Consider the following 12,939-nt stretch of genomic DNA (forward strand, 5'->3'; position numbering starts at 1 on the left):
TGTGTTGCGGGCGCAAAGCATGCCACAGCAGATCGCCCGTGCGCAGCCGTTGCCGGCAAAGCCCTACCTTGGGAAAGACCTGCGCCGCTTGTTGCGGTACATGTCGCTATCGGCGCAGTTGAGCAACGCGTCGATGCTGTCGCCGTCGGCCGGGTAGCAGGCCACCCCAATGCTGCAGGACGGCATGGGCAGTGAATCGGGCTCGCTGGCCAGCGGGGCTGCCATGGCAGCGAGGATCTGCGCCGTCTTCTCGGGCACCGTGCCGGCATGCACACCGCACAGTAATACGGTGAATTCGTCGCCCCCCATACGCGCCACCGTGTCCTGAGGCCCGACACACCCCTCCAGCCGCCGGGCGACCTCGCACAGCACCCGGTCGCCGATGGCATGCCCGTGCACGTCGTTGATGCCTTTGAAGTCGTTGATGTCCAGAAACAACAAGGCAAAAGGAACTGCCTGACGCACCGCACCGGCCAGCCGTTCGCTGAACAGGGAGCGATTGCAAAGCCGGGTCAGCGAGTCGTGGTGGGCGAGAAAGCGCAACGCCTGTTCGGCCTGAGTCAGTGCTGTGACATTGCGTGCCACGCCGATCCGGGCGCCAACCTCATCGGACCAGAATGCTGACCAGAGGATATGCACCACCTCACCGTCCTTGCGCAGGTAACGGTTGCGAAAGTCGCTGTGGGCCTGGCCGTTCATCACCCGCACGATCGATGCGCGCGTGGCGTCGAGGTCATCAGGATGCATGTAACGGGTGATCGGCGTACCCACCAACTCGTCGGCTCGGTAGCCGAGTAACGCATGGCAGGCATTGCTGACGAAAACGATGATGTTGTCCCTGTCGACCACGAAGACGGTGTCCAGCATCAGCTGAATCAGCTTGGGGTAAAGCGCTTGAAGGTCAACTGGCATAGGCGCGTACGACGGGTCGGGCTGGGCGAAGCCAGCATACACAGTGCCGGGCCGATTCCACCAGTAGCCATTGATGCAGATATACTCCGCGACCGTTTCGAGCATTCAGGAGTCGTTCATGCAGCAGGTTCTGCTCATCGTTGATGTCCAGTCGACCTTCAGCCCCCCGGAGTGGCTGGTCGATGGGATCAGGCTGCTGTCGGCGAGCATACCCGCGGTGGCATCGGTTGAACTGCACGATGAACAGGTGACGCCGTTTCAGCGTCAGTTGGGTTGGCACCCGGCCAGTGAAGATGAGTGCCTGGTCGAAGTCGACCACGTGTTCGTCAAGCATGGCTATGGTCAGACCAGCGAGGCGATCGCTCACCTCAAACAGATGGGCGTCGAGCGCGTGCTTGTCTGCGGCATGCAGACCGAAACCTGCGTGCTGGCCGCAGGCTTCGCTTTGTTCGATGCCGGGTTGTGCCCGACCCTGGTGACCGACCTCACCGTTGGCTCATCCCTTGACCGCTCTGGCAAGCTGGGCATAGACCTGTGGAAGCACCACTTCGGCAACGTGACCTCGCGCGCCGAGGTGATGGCCCAACTCATGTTGGCAGGGCAATGAATAAACCGCGAAAAGCCTTTGCGCATCGTTTAGCATTGGGGCGCCGCCCACCAGGCCCCACTCACACGCACCAGCGCCAATGACCGCCCTCTACCTCAAGTTCCTCATCACCCCCACACTCATGCTGGCCATCTCGCTGGCAGCCAGGCGCTGGGGCACGCAAATTGGTGGCCTATTGTCCGGGCTGCCGGTGACATCAGCCTTGGTGGTGCTGTTTCTCAGCCTTGAGCAGGGCCCTGGCTTTGCCCTGCAGGCCGTACCTGGCGCCTTGGCCGGTCTGGCGGCGGTACAGGCAACCTATTTGTTCTACTTCTGGGTCACACGGCGTATTGGGGCATTGCCTGGCTACATAACCGCCCTGGCGGTTTATGCCGCAGCGGCGCTGCTGATGAGCCATCTGGGATCGGTCGTACTTTCAGTGGGGGTGACCCTGGCGCTGTTGAGTGCGATCATCCTTGCGACGTCGCAACCGGCGCCCGGCAGTGCTGCCAAGGTCGTGCAAATGCCACGCTGGGTGATCCCGATGCGCATGCTGACGGCCACTGCACTTTTGCTGGCGATCACCGCAAGCGCCCAATGGCTCGGTCCTGTGGCCAGTGGGCTATTGGCGCCGATTCCCGTCATCGCCTGGCCACTGGCGGTATTTGCCCATGTGCAGGGAGGGCACCGTGAACTGGGTGCAATCGTTCGCGGCAACGCCATAGGTGCCGTGGGTGTGCTGGGCTTCTATCTGATGGTCAAGGGGACTCTCGAGCAGTGGGGCAGCGTGCCGTCGATTGCCGCCGCCGTGGTGCTTGCGGTAATGGCCACATTCCTTTTGGCCAAGCTGCTGTCGCGCCGCTGAGGGTACTCGATGCTCCGCAACCTTGTCCGCGAGCCCAGGCTTGATAGCGGCGCCATGCCAGTGAGCAGCAAGCGCACCGTCCCTTGGTAGCCCCCCTGGCAGGGGGCAGCGAAGCCTAGGTGGGATTGGGCTATTGCCCATTCCGACGGCGTAGTGCGGCCAGGGCCCAATGGCGCCCGTTGGTTGGATGCTCAGCGGCGGTAGTGGTGGCGATCGTACTGGTAGTGGCGGCGATCGTACTGGTAGTGATGTGCGCGTTCGTGGCGGCGTTCCCAGTCACGGCGGCGCTCGGCCTCGCGCCGTGCCTGCTCGCGCCGCCACTGTGCCCGGCGCCATTCTTCGCGGCGGCGGTCTTGGCTGTGATAGTGCCAGCGTCCGTCCCGCCAATAGCGGTCATCGTGAGCCAGCAGCGGCCCCGGACGACCCTCGGCAACGCTGGCAACGCTCGGCCATGGGCTCTCGGCCCGTACGGTTGGCGCTTGAACTACGGTTTGATCGGGCAGGGCCAATGCTGCAGTGTTAGCTGGCCTGGCAGACGCCGGGGCAATCGACGCCAAGGCCAGCAGGCCAGCGAAGAGCACGCGCGGGAGAATGAATTTCATGACTCAGGCAACCCCCAAGGTTGTCGTTGAATATGCGCAGATAGACAAGTTATGGGGGAAAAGTTCTGGTTATTCAGTGTATTGGTGGCTCAATACCCTTCAACCAGACCAGTGGCCGTGTCGGGTCATTGCTGCTCATGCGCGCGAATGTGTCTGACTCGAGCATGGCTTTGACCTGAGCGCCCATGGCAACCAGCCGTTCGGCCAAACCTGAGTCGATCTTGCCGCTGTCTTCCAGCGATACGCCGCTTTGGCTGTGTTGAATGGCCAAGTGGTACTGTTCAGGTACATCACCACTGACGGCCAGGGTGATCGTATAGCGCGAGCCGAGCAGGGAAGCAAGGTGGCGTTGCACCAGATCGAGCAGCGATGTGTGGCCGTCGTCGTGTAGTGCCGTGGCCAGCGCGGTGGGGGCGAAGGGGGGCATGAGGTTACCTGAAAGGCTAGTCATATGGGTTTGAGCATAGCCAAGGCAACGGTGAACTTGGGCGTCGTGGAGCTGCACAGAGGCGCCATCACTGCAAATCAGGGCTAGAGAGGCGGCTTGAGCGTGGCGATCAAGCCGCCACGCCTGGCTTGATGAGGTTCAGCGACCGAGCATTACAGTCTTGAGCTGGGCCTGAGCCTGCTGCACGGTTTTGGCCTGATTGGTCAGGTCCTGCAGCAACGCGTTGAGTTGCGCCTGCACTGTAGGGTCGGTGACCTTGACGACCGGCCCGTTGATCTGGATCTGTGCTTTATGAGCTTCGACGTAGTCGGCCACTTTTAGGCTACTGTCGAGGGTGCCGTTGATCTGCGGCAGCACCTGGAGGAAGGTATCGGCCGGCACGCTGACAGTGCGGTCGTACGCTTTGTCGTAGACCACTTTGAGATCTTCCGGCTGCTTGAGCTGAGCATGGGCGCTATCGGCCTTGGCTTTTTGCACTTGCAGTTCGCTGCCCATGTCGTTGAGGCCGGTCTGTACTGCTTTGATGTCGTCACGGCGGCTGGTGATATCGTCCAGCGAACGCACCGCGCCTTTTTGCAGCAGGCCGCCAAGGGGCTTGACGGCGTCATCCATGGCGCTATTGAAGTGGGTAATGACCGCGTAGTGGTCGCTGTAGGGGCCGAACGCCTTCGACTCATCGGCGCTGAGCTTGGGAACGTGCACGCCAGGCTTGTCGATGATGCGGGTTTGCAGGAATTCGCTGAAGGCAGCGCGTTGCTTGGGTTCGTTGTCGCCGCAGGCAGCGAGTGCGAGAGGCAGGGCGAGGGCAAGCAACCACGTGGGGCGGAACGAGACGTTCATGTCGATGAAACTCCATAGGGATTGAGGCACGCCAGCTGGCAAGCTGGCGTGGCGCTCAAGGGTAGCGGGTTTTCAGCGCTGGATCCAATGTTCGCCATGCGCACCCACGGCCAGGTGAATCCCTCGATTTGCCGCCCTCGCTCGAGCGCCCGGCCGTGCTGTATCCGCCACAGGCGCTGTTACGCTTGTGGATGACTGTCTGCAACCGTATCAGCCCGGCACGCGTCGATAGGTTTCGACAGGATCGGTTAATGCATCGACTATAGGTGTAACAAACGCATTGGCGCCTGGAGAAGATACGCTTGAACATCTACGACGAACCGAAGATCGACTGCCATAACCATTTGTTCGACCCCTCAAACTTTCCTTACCACCCCCAGGCCCCTTACGCACCGGCTGGCCAGGAGGTGGCAACCCTAACCCAGTTCAACCAGGTGCTCGACGCGTATGGCGTGCGCCATGCGTTGCTGGTGGGGCCCAACAGTGGCTACCACACCGACAACGCACTGTTGCTGCACGCCCTGGCAGCAGGCCAGGGACGCTTCAAGGGCATTGCGGTAGTCGAGCGGCAAATCGGACTGGACGCCTTGGCCGCGCTGCAGCACCAGGGCGTGGTCGGGGTGGCCTTCAACCCAGCATTGAACGGCGTAGCCAGCATGGCCGATGCCGAGCCCTTGTTCGGTAAGCTGGCCGAGTTGGGTATGTTTGCCCAGGTACAGGTGTGCCAAGACCAACTGCTGGGATTACAGCAGCTGATAGAAAGCTCTTCGGTTCGTCTGTTGATCGACCACTGCGGCCGGCCAGATGCCGCCATGGGGCTGCAACAGGCTGGTTTCCAGGCATTGCTGGGGCTTGCCGACAGCGGCAGAGCCTGGGTGAAGCTCTCCGGCGTGCAGAAGTTCGCCGAAGCCGATGACCTGTATCGGCAGAGCCACGATTACATCCGTGCGCTACTCGAGCGATTTGGCCCGCACGCCTGTGTTTGGGGCTCGGACTGGCCCTTCATACGCCAGCACGCGCGGGTGGATTACGGGCCGCTGCTCAAGCTTGCAGAGCGATTGATGCCCGATGCCCAGGTACGTCGCCAGGTCATGTGGGACACCCCGCAGCGGCTGTTTGGCTTTTGCTGATCTTACGCAGTCGACAGTACCGCCCCCGGCTCATGGCCGTATGGCGCGCGCCGCTAGGGGCATGGGCCTGAGTTGTGGTATACAACCATCAACCACACCACCTTCGCTGGCATCCGGATGCGTCGCGGCGGTTGGGTGAATTTCTCGCACTTGCTCCACTACTGTGAAACGGAGATTCGAAGATGACCGCCACCGACCGTCTAAGCCTGCTGCAGTACGAGCACCTGGGCCTGGACGATGTTGCCGCTGCCGAGTTCAAGGTGGCGCTGGAGGAGCTACGCAAACTGGCGCTGGAAGACCGCTACGAGCACCCCGCAGCACTGCACCTGGGTGATATCGCCGACGCCGAAAACCGTCAGGAACTGGCTGAAACCAAAGCTTGGGGAATCGGCTTTCTGCAAGGGCTGACCTGTGCCAAGGCTTTCAACCAGGAGCAACTGGAGGCGCTCAGGCGGGTATTCCAAGCTGCCGCCGACCGCGCTATCAAGCGCATGTGCCGATAAACGCAAGATTGGGAATCTGCCGCTGTCTGCAATGGACAGCGGCAATCAGTTAACCCCCGGATGTGCATGCGAAACACGCAGCCGCATGCACAGTCGTGCCGTACAGTGTTAACGGGCACATCGGCTTTTTTTCGACTTTACTCTCAAGCACCGATGCCAAATCTTCATGTTTTGACCGCAACCTGTACGGGCGGCTCGCAGTAGCGCGGGCTGGCGTCGAGCCAGGCGAGCTCGCCCGGCTGCATCAGGCGGTTGAACAAGGGTATGGGGGCCCGCATGAAGCTACGCGCTAAACTGCTCTGGCTGTTAGTCCCGCCGCTGCTGCTGGTGTTGCTGCTCATCTACTTCGCAGCCCAGAGCATGCTGCTGGCGCCCCAGGACAAACAGGACGAACGCCTGCTGGTTGCCGAAGCCGAACGCCTGCGGGCGTTGCTAGGCAGTACTTTCGAGCGTGACGCCAACCGCCTGCGGCAATGGGCCCAGGCGCTACCGGGGGCCGTACCAGCGGCCTTCCCCCTGGATGCTGCCACGTTGGGCCGCAGCGGTTTCGACTTCATCGGCTATTTTGCCAATGGCATGCGCCGGCAGAGTTGGCGGCCGCTTGACCTCACGACGCTGGAACGCCCCTCTGGCGTTCGACCCTTCAGCTTGCAGGCGCTGCATGAAGGCGCTGAGCAGCAATTGGTGCGTCTGCTCCAGGCCCAGGATGTGGCGCCGCCTGCGCAATTACTGGCAGTTTTCAGGGTGCCGCTGATCATCGTGGCAGTCGATACCGCTCGCAGCGGCGAACGGGCCGGCGGTGTACTGCTGGCCGGCACCTTCATGGACCGCAAGCGAATCACCATGCTGCAGCAACAATTGGGCGGCGAGCTGGCCTGGCTGCCTGTGACCAGCGAGCAGCAGCGGCCAGCGCTTCAGACTGAATTGATGAGCATCGGTAATCGCAAGGTAGTCGATGGCCGCCATCAGAGTATCGACCTGCTGTTTCATGACAGCCTGGGTGAGCCGCAACTGCGGCTGCAATTGACCCGTGAACGCCACCTTTATCTGGAGGGCGAGCAGCAGCTAACTATCTTTCTCGGCGTAACATTCGGGCTTATCTGCCTGGCATGGCTATTGATCTACCTTGCACTGAACGTGAATCTACTGCGACGCATTGCGCGCTTGCATCGCGAACTGCTCGCCGTGGGTGGGTCAGCGGTCGGGCGACGCCTGACAGATGACAGCGTTGACGAATTGGGCACCCTGGCACGCGAAGCGAACCGTGTGCTCGACCGCCTTGAGCAAAACGAAGCCCGCGACCGTGTGATTCTCCAAGCAATGCGAGACGGCTATTTCGAGCTTGACGAGCTGGCCAGGATTGCGTCAGTAAACCCGGCGTTCTGCACTTTGCTTGGTTACCCGGCGGTTCAGATGCTTGGGCGCTCCTTCGCTTCACTGCAAGCGCCGCAGCCTTCAAGCCCTGATATAGCCTCGGTAATCGCTGAAACCGAGCCCGGGGCGTCAGTCTGGACTGCACTACGCTGCGCCGATGGCAGCATTGGCCAGTTCGAAATGCAGATTTTCAGGCGCCACAGCGCCGCAGGGCGCCTGATCGGCTATCGCGGCGTTCTTCATACAATCAGCTAGCGTGCATCACATAGCCCCTGGCTGATCTGAATCGCCTTTCGCTACGCCTGGTCTGATTCAGACGACCGCAGGCATTTCAAAACGCGCGTCCAAGGGATTGGTAGCTTAATCCTGAGCCTCAAGCGCCCGCTTGGCAGCGCTGACATCGACCGCGCTCGGCAAGGTAATACCGTTCTTGACCGCCAGGATTTCGGCCATGACACTGACGGCAATCTCCGCAGGGGTCTTGCTGCCGATATAGATGCCAATCGGCCCGTGCAGCCTTTGCAGTGAGGCTTCGGTTTCGCCGAAATGCTCGATCAGGCGCTCACGGCGCAACTGGTTATTGCGCCGTGAGCCGATCACGCCAATGTAAAATGCAGGGCTGCGCAACGCCTCGAGCAGTGCCAGGTCGTCGAGCTTGGGGTCATGGCTTAGGCCCACGATGCAACTGCGCAGGTCGGGGGTAAAAGCGCGCACTACGTCATCCGGCATGCCGACGATCTTCTCCACACCTGCAACATTCCACCCGTCCATGTATTCGGGGCGAGGGTCGCAGACTGCCACCTTGAAGCCATTGAACAGCGCCATGGTTGCCAGGTATTCGGCCAGCACCCCGGCACCGATCAGCAGTAGGCGATACCCCGGCCCGAGGGGGTTGCCCATCATTTTGCCGTCGAACTGGAACGGTTCAGGCGCCACGCTGGTGGTCAATTGAACCTGACCGCTCTGCAGGTTCAGCGCCCGGCGCACCAGCTTGCCATCCTCCAGTAGCTGCAGCAGTTGCCCCAGGCTTGCCAGCGCTGGGTCGAATTCGAGGATCAACTCCAGCGTACCGCCACAGGGGAGGCCGAAGCGGTGGGCTTCATCGGCGCTGACACCATAGCGCACCACCTGCGGTGGGCTTGATGGCATCCCCTCGCCGCGGTAGGCGGTGGTGTAGCGGTGGATGAGATCGTCTTCGATGCAGCCACCCGATACGCTCCCCACCACCCGGCCGTCGCCGCGCAAGGCCATCATCGAACCTACTGGCCGGGGCGATGAGCCCCAGGTGCGGGCGACGGTGGCCAGCAGTACGCGTTCGCCTGCCAGCAGCCAATCGTGTGCGCTACGCAGCACCAACAAGTCGATACTTTCCATTGGCCCGGGCCCTCAACGCATGTGCAGAATGATTGGGCTGCTGCTGGCCGGGTCGGTGTGCCCACGTAGCTTGCTCACTGCCTGCGCGTCCACCGTGCCACCGTTATTGCCCCAGGCGCTGCGCACGAAACTCAGCACCGCCGCGATCTGCGGGTCCGTCAACTGTTCGCGGAAGGCGGGCATGCGGTAAGCATCCGGTATTCCGGCGGCGACTACGCGCTGCGAGCCGTTGAGGGTAATGTTGATCGCCGAGGCGTTTTCGCGGGCCAACGCCGAAGTGGCACCGGCCAGCGGTGGCATCCATTGCCCCTGGCCCTTGCCATCGAGGCCATGGCAGCTGGCGCAACGGGTCACGTAAGTGTGGGCGCCGGGGTCGTCCAACCGTGTGGCTGCCGACAACGCTTGATACTGCCAAGGCGCACCGTCTCGTTCAGGGTCGCCGGGCAGGGATTTGAGGTAGCGAGCAATAGCGTTCAGGTCTTCATCGTGCATGAACTGGGTGGAGTTGTTGAACGCTTCGGTCATGGACCCGTAGACGACCGCATGCCGATTGCGGCCTGTCTTGAGGAACTGGACGATTTCAGCCTCGCTCCAACGGCCAAGGCCGGTGTTGGGGTCGCTGCGAAGGCTGGGGGCGTACCAGCCATCGAGTAGCGCGCCGGCCAGGTAGGGTTTACCGTCTTCATCGAGCGCTTTTTCATTGAACGCAAGGCCGCGCGGGGTGTGACAGCTGCCGCAATGGCCTGGTCCCTGAACGATGTAGGCGCCGCGGTTCCACAACGCATCCTGCCCGGCCTTATCGGCGTAAGGGGCCTTGGCGGCGAACAGCCCATTCCACAAGGCAATGGGCCAGCGCATATTCAACGGCCAGGGGATATCGCTTGGCAGGTTTGCCTGATGAGCTGGCTGCACACCACTCATGAAGAAGGCGTACAGCGCCTGCACATCGTCATCGCTGAGTTTGGCGTAAGAGGGGTAGGGCATGGCGGGGTACAACCGACGACCGCCGGGCGCCACCCCATGGCGTACGGCGCGATCGAAATCAGCCAGGCTGTAATTGCCGATGCCAGTCTCGCGGTCAGGGGTGACATTGGTCGCATGGATGGTACCCAAGGGCGTGGCCATGGCCAAACCACCGGCAAACGGCTTGCTGTCGGGCAGGCTGTGGCAAGCGACGCAATCGCTCAGCCTGGCGACATACTCGCCGCGGCTGACCTGCGCGGGGTCGAAATGGGGTGTTTGGTCGGCGCTGAAGGGGCTGGCGGGTTCGCGGGTCACGTACCAGGCCAGCAGGCCGACAGCGATCAAGCATGGCACGGCCAGCCAGCCAGCGGCTCTGGCGAAACGACTTTGGCTCATTGGGCAGTCCTTTTCCGGTCAGCTGAAGGTATGGCGGCTCAAGGGCAGGCTACGTACCCGTTGGCCGGTCAACTGCGCCACGGCATTGGCCACGGCAGGCGCCACTGCCGGCAACGGCGGCTCACCGATGCCACCCATCTTTGCTCCGCTCTCGACGATACGTACATGCACCCGAGCCATACGCGAGGGTGGGAGGATTGGGTACAAGTCGTAGTTGCGAGCACGGGGCTTGCCATCGATGAAGACCGCTTCCTCCACCAGCGTCTGCGACAGCCCCAGTGCCACTGCACTGTTGACCTGGTGCTCGATGATCGAGGGGTTGACTATGCTGCCGGGGTCAATCGCCTGCCATATGTCATGCACCTTGACCTGACCGTTTTCGATGGACACCTCAGCGATGGCCGCCGCTTGCGAGCCAAACGGTGAAGCCATGGCAATGCCACGGGCGCGCCTGCTGCCGTCCTCAGCGGTGAATGGCCCGCGCTTCCAGCCTCCGGACAGTTCGGCCACCGCGTGCAGCAGGTTGGTCAGGCGCTGATTGTCACGCAACAAGTGCAGGCGAAGTTCGTAAGGGTCCTTGCCGCCCTTGTCGGCCAATTCGTCGAGGAATGATTCGTAGAAGAAGTCGTTCAGCGAGTTGCCCACCGAGCGCCAGTAACCAAGCATTGCTGGGCCTTTCACATAGATCTGGGCGACACGCTTGTTGGCGATGGCGTAGGCTTTGCCCGAAAGCCCCTCTACAGCAGTGGGGTCGACTTTCTCGCCTTGTTTGCCCGCGAGGGCTTCGGTGGGCCCTTCGGTGGCGCTGATCGCTTCGAGGGCTACCGGTAGCCCGTCGGCATCCAGCGCTGCGCGGAACTTGACCACCGCCACCGGGCGCAGCACGTCGCGCAAGAACTCTTCCTCACGGCTCCATATCAGCTTGACCGGGCGATTGACGGCTTTGGCCAGGGCAATGGCTTGTGGATAGGGATTGGCCGAGTCGTAGAGGAAATGGCGACCGAAGAAGCCACCGAGCAGCGGCGAGTGCAAGGTGATTTGAGCCGCGTCCAGGCCGGTGCGCTTGGCGATGTCATCGCGGAACATGTCCGGGGCCTGGTTAGGCAGCCACACCTCGAGGGTCCCATCAGGGTTGAAGCGAGCGATGGCGGACGGCGGCTCGAGCTGGGCATGGTTGAGGTACTGGTTCTGGTAGCTGGCTTGGACCGTGGTCTTGGCATTGGCCAAGGCACTTTCAACGTCCCCTTCATGTTCATCGTCGCGGGCCGGGCCTTGCGCATTGGCCAAGTGCTCTCGCCAGCCATCGCTTGAGAAGTCTGCCGGCATTGCCCGCACTTGGCTGTCGGCCCCAGGCTCCTTCCAGTCCACCTGAATCGCCTCGACGGCGCGCTTGGCGTGCCACCAGCGCTCGGCCACCACGGCTACCGCCCCTGGCAGCTGGTGCACCGAATGCACCCCTTTCATGCCCTGGACCTGCGCCTCATTGCGTAGGCTGCCCACGGTCATGCCCAGGCGCGGCGCATGCTGCACGGCGGCATGCAGCATGCCGTCGACCTTGATATCGATGCAGTACTGGGCCTTGCCCGTGGATTTGTCGTAGGCATCCAAGCGCGGTACTGGTTTGCCGATCCAGCGGAACTGGCTGGGGTCGCGCAGTTTGACGCTGCCTGGATCCGGAACCGGCAGGTCCATGGCGCGGCCGGCCAGTTCACCGTACGCCAGTGAGCGACCGGAGTTTGCGTGCACGACCTTGCCAGGCTCGGTGGTCAGCTCATCGACTGGCACGCGCCATTGCTCGGCGGCGGCCTGTAGCAGCATGGCCCGGCCAAGAGCGCCGAGCCGGCGCATGGTCGGGTAGCTCATGCGCACCGACATGCTACCGCCCGTGATGCGCATGCCATTTTCCATCACCACATAGGCTTCACCAGGCGGGGCGCTCTCGACCAGGAAATTGACAGGGTCAACGTCCAGTTCTTCGCCAACGATCTGCGCCATGGCCGTGAACGGGCCCTGACCGCCTTCCATGAATGGGCTGAGCAGGCGCACCTTGCCATCAGGGCGGATCTCCAGAAACGCCGGAACCTGGGTGCCGCGTTCTGCTGTGGCTGGCGTCGCCGCCTGTACCCGAGCCGACCCCAGTGGTAGGCCAAAACCTAGCACCAGTGCACCCACGGCGGTGCCGGCCAGGAAGCGACGACGCGACAGATTGACGGTTTCGCCCTTTTGCAACTCCACTAGCACTGCGCCATGATCGATGGGAGTATTCATCAGGCCTGCTCCCCTTGGGCGAGTGCATGCACCGCCGTGTAAATGGCGTTATAGGTGCCGCAGCGGCAGAGATTGACCATCGCCGCGTTGATCTGCTCATCGCTAGGTTTGGGGGTGTGCTTGAGCAGCGCCGTGGCCGCCATGACCTGACCAGATTGGCAGTAGCCGCATTGCGCCACTTGGTGCTTGACCCAAGCTGCGACCACACGCTTGCCGACTTCATCGGCCTCTACCGCTTCGATGGTTGTGACTTCGCGGCCAACCACCCCGGCTACTGGGGTGACACAGGCACGCACAACGTTGCCATCGACCAACACTGAACACGCACCGCACTGGGCCAGCCCACAACCATACTTGGTGCCAGTCATGCCCAGGTCGTCGCGCAGTACCCACAGCAACGGCGTGTCGGCATCGGCGTCGACCTGGTAGGTCGTCTGGTTGATACGAAGTTCCATGGCTCACCTGCTGATCATCGGTTGATGGCATTGACTGTCGACTGGGGGATTCGTTGCCCCCCAATCCAGAAACGCTAGCACACAGATACGACCACTGGTCTGGTTGCAGATGGGGGTTCGCAGGATCAGGCAAGCAATCCGTTGGATTGGGTAGGCGCACGGGATGGCGAAGGGGACTTCCGGGGCGAAAACCCGGATAATGCCGGCCAATTTCGTTTTGCAC

The 12,939-nt window shown here is 62.1% G+C and carries 13 protein-coding genes; 5 read left to right on the plus strand and 8 right to left on the minus strand.

What is annotated here, in order from left to right:
- Positions 1-63 precede the first annotated feature (63 nt).
- Positions 64-912, minus strand: a complete 849-nt coding sequence (locus J5M56_RS03715; protein WP_186477997.1) for a GGDEF domain-containing protein — start codon at positions 910-912, stop codon at positions 64-66.
- Positions 913-1,030: 118 nt separating this feature from the next.
- On the opposite strand from J5M56_RS03715, the gene J5M56_RS03720 reads away from it, so the two are divergent.
- Together J5M56_RS03720 and J5M56_RS03725 are read left to right on the plus strand one after the other, a co-directional pair.
- Positions 1,031-1,519 carry a cysteine hydrolase family protein gene (locus tag J5M56_RS03720; RefSeq protein WP_186477802.1) on the plus strand — a complete coding sequence of 163 codons (489 nt, stop codon included), beginning with the start codon at positions 1,031-1,033 and terminating at the stop codon, positions 1,517-1,519.
- Positions 1,520-1,598: 79 nt separating this feature from the next.
- Complete coding sequence (locus J5M56_RS03725) at positions 1,599-2,363, plus strand: hypothetical protein (protein ID WP_207869788.1); 765 nt, start codon at positions 1,599-1,601, stop codon at positions 2,361-2,363.
- 191 nt (positions 2,364-2,554) lie between these two features.
- Here the strand turns inward: J5M56_RS03725 and J5M56_RS03730 are convergent, their stop codons facing one another.
- From J5M56_RS03730 to J5M56_RS03740, 3 genes are all read right to left on the minus strand, one after another.
- Entirely contained in the window at positions 2,555-2,965 is a 411-nt protein-coding gene (locus J5M56_RS03730) for a hypothetical protein (RefSeq protein WP_186477800.1), read from the minus strand.
- A gap of 73 nt (positions 2,966-3,038) precedes the next feature.
- A complete protein-coding gene (locus J5M56_RS03735; RefSeq protein WP_207869790.1) occupies positions 3,039-3,392 on the minus strand; it encodes a hypothetical protein in 354 nt (117 codons plus the stop codon).
- Positions 3,393-3,551: 159 nt separating this feature from the next.
- Positions 3,552-4,253, minus strand: coding sequence for a DUF3053 domain-containing protein (locus tag J5M56_RS03740; protein ID WP_207869792.1), 702 nt, complete (start codon positions 4,251-4,253; stop codon positions 3,552-3,554).
- Positions 4,254-4,555: 302 nt separating this feature from the next.
- On the opposite strand from J5M56_RS03740, the gene J5M56_RS03745 reads away from it, so the two are divergent.
- The 3 genes from J5M56_RS03745 (at position 4,556) to J5M56_RS03755 (ending at position 7,515) form a co-directional block, all read left to right on the plus strand.
- Positions 4,556-5,383 carry an amidohydrolase family protein gene (locus tag J5M56_RS03745; protein WP_207869794.1) on the plus strand — a complete coding sequence of 276 codons (828 nt, stop codon included), beginning with the start codon at positions 4,556-4,558 and terminating at the stop codon, positions 5,381-5,383.
- A 182-nt stretch (positions 5,384-5,565) separates the two neighbouring features.
- Positions 5,566-5,886, plus strand: coding sequence for a hypothetical protein (locus tag J5M56_RS03750; protein WP_060479663.1), 321 nt, complete (start codon positions 5,566-5,568; stop codon positions 5,884-5,886).
- 276 nt (positions 5,887-6,162) lie between these two features.
- Positions 6,163-7,515, plus strand: coding sequence for a PAS domain-containing protein (locus J5M56_RS03755; protein ID WP_207869796.1), 1,353 nt, complete (start codon positions 6,163-6,165; stop codon positions 7,513-7,515).
- Positions 7,516-7,620: 105 nt separating this feature from the next.
- Here the strand turns inward: J5M56_RS03755 and J5M56_RS03760 are convergent, their stop codons facing one another.
- From J5M56_RS03760 to J5M56_RS03775, 4 genes are read right to left on the minus strand one after another with little or no spacing between them, the layout of a single operon-like run.
- The gene (locus J5M56_RS03760) at positions 7,621-8,634 is read right to left on the minus strand and encodes an XdhC family protein (protein WP_207869798.1); all 1,014 of its coding nucleotides are present in this window, start codon (positions 8,632-8,634) and stop codon (positions 7,621-7,623) included.
- Between the two features lie 12 nt (positions 8,635-8,646).
- Entirely contained in the window at positions 8,647-9,993 is a 1,347-nt protein-coding gene (locus J5M56_RS03765) for a cytochrome c (RefSeq protein WP_207869800.1), read from the minus strand.
- 18 nt (positions 9,994-10,011) lie between these two features.
- Entirely contained in the window at positions 10,012-12,261 is a 2,250-nt protein-coding gene (locus tag J5M56_RS03770) for a xanthine dehydrogenase family protein molybdopterin-binding subunit (RefSeq protein WP_207869802.1), read from the minus strand.
- A complete protein-coding gene (locus J5M56_RS03775) occupies positions 12,261-12,716 on the minus strand; it encodes a (2Fe-2S)-binding protein (RefSeq protein WP_060479658.1) in 456 nt (151 codons plus the stop codon). The genes J5M56_RS03770 and J5M56_RS03775 overlap by 1 nt, the downstream gene beginning before the upstream one ends.
- Positions 12,717-12,939: the final 223 nt, after the last annotated feature.

The sequence above is a fragment of the Pseudomonas sp. 51_B genome (assembly GCF_017491595.1).
GTDB classification, from domain to species: domain Bacteria; phylum Pseudomonadota; class Gammaproteobacteria; order Pseudomonadales; family Pseudomonadaceae; genus Aquipseudomonas; species Aquipseudomonas promysalinigenes.